General features: G+C 54.8%; 2 protein-coding genes. Both read right to left on the bottom strand.

The features are described from left to right. Positions 1–141 precede the first annotated feature (141 nt). The gene (locus CYD26_RS24695) at positions 142–543 is read right to left on the bottom strand and encodes a GFA family protein (RefSeq protein ID WP_102053911.1); all 402 of its coding nucleotides are present in this window, start codon (positions 541–543) and stop codon (positions 142–144) included. A gap of 60 nt (positions 544–603) precedes the next feature. Beyond that, positions 604–1,260 (bottom strand): VOC family protein, encoded by a 657-nt coding sequence (locus CYD26_RS24690; protein ID WP_102053910.1) that lies wholly within the window; start codon positions 1,258–1,260, stop codon positions 604–606. Between the last annotated feature and the right edge of the window lie 124 nt (positions 1,261–1,384).

Here is a 1,384-nt window from a genome sequence, read left to right as displayed (position 1 = left end):
GAAATACAAAACGCCCGATGCGATGCATCGGGCGTTTTGAGGCTGAAATAGGTGTAAACCTATTTCAGGACTAGACATGGAAATACTGTTGTATTGCAGGAGATAGAGACACACGCTTTGCAGCAGGCTTACCTGCAGCGGTCAATCCGATTCCGGGCCGTGATCTTGAATCTCATACCAGGCGGCCTTGGTTCCGACATGCAGGTGCTTTTGATGGCCAGGCGTGAAAGAGGTATCCAGGCAGCCCAGGGCTATTGAGACCCATCCAGAAAATTCACCTTCACTTGTCGACCAAAACAACGACGAGCCACAGTGGCAACAGAACTGCCGCACAACGCTTGCAGAGGACTGGTAGCCCTTGAGGCTCTCGCTACCCTTGGTGATGTGCAGGTCGGCGCGAGGCACGCTGCCATAGCTGGCAAATGCAGCACCATGCCCTTTTCGACACTGGCTGCAATGGCAGTGAGATACCGCTTTGGGGCGAGACGACACTCGATACGCCACCGCGCCGCACAGGCAGCTTCCCGAGAAAATACGCGTCAATGCAATAGCCCTTCTTGAAGAAACAGTACTTTAGCCAGCAAGGCTGCACGCCTACGCTTACTACCAGTTCATCACCAGCGGCAAGCCAGGCCGCAAGTCGCGTGTCTGCCCTTGAACACCGTGGTCGATCTCCAACTCCATCAGGTGCTCGTTACCCTGGATGATCTCAAATTCGCTCAGCTGATTTGCACAAGAGGCCGTTGCGGAGAATGCTTCGCCGCTGGCTGTTGTGACCCGTACTGCGGTGATTTGGCGAAAGCCATTGGCATGCTCAATAGGCTGAGCTCGCTCGGGCGGCATCTGGTCTGGGCGTTTGGCAAAAGACAGAAAGAACCACATGGGCTCTGAGACAGGTGCGCGACCTACGTCCACTTTAAGGCTGGCTGGCAAGTAAGCAGGGCGATACTCCCAGGCGGGAAAAGGCAGCGCCTCGTTTGCGGTAGTAGGCCTGAAGCACACGCCAAAGGGTGATACCTGGCTATCTGTTGCGCTGAGGCGCTCGAAGAGCTGCGTGGGGGCCGTTAATGGGCTTTGCGCTTCCTGGGCATCCGTGAGGTACAACAACTCAATGAATGTGTTTTGGAAGAAGAACCTGCGGTTCGCGGTCCCTTGCCCAGGGTGAACGTTCGGTGTGCCTTCGACAAGACCCAGGGCGCTCAAGGCGGCGGCGCTTTGGGTGGGATTGGTTACGCAGATAAAAAGGTGATCAACTTCCATGTCTAATTCCTTTTAGGGCAACTTGGCTACGGCCAGCTATCAAAAACGCCACAAAGACAAAACCCCTACCTGCATGTGCAGATAGGGGTTTCGGAATTTAATCTTGACGATGACCTACTCTCAC

Source organism: Pseudomonas sp. FFUP_PS_473 (assembly GCF_002858665.1).
GTDB lineage: Bacteria > Pseudomonadota > Gammaproteobacteria > Pseudomonadales > Pseudomonadaceae > Aquipseudomonas > Aquipseudomonas defluvii.
The sequence above is the reverse complement of the archived record's forward strand: the minus strand, read 5'-3'. Positions and strand labels throughout refer to the sequence as shown.

Excerpts from the sequence above, each read along its gene's own strand:
- CYD26_RS24690 (WP_102053910.1), bottom strand. The coding sequence starts at position 1,260 with ATGGAAGTTGATCACCTTTTTATCTGCGTAACCAATCCCACCCAAAGC.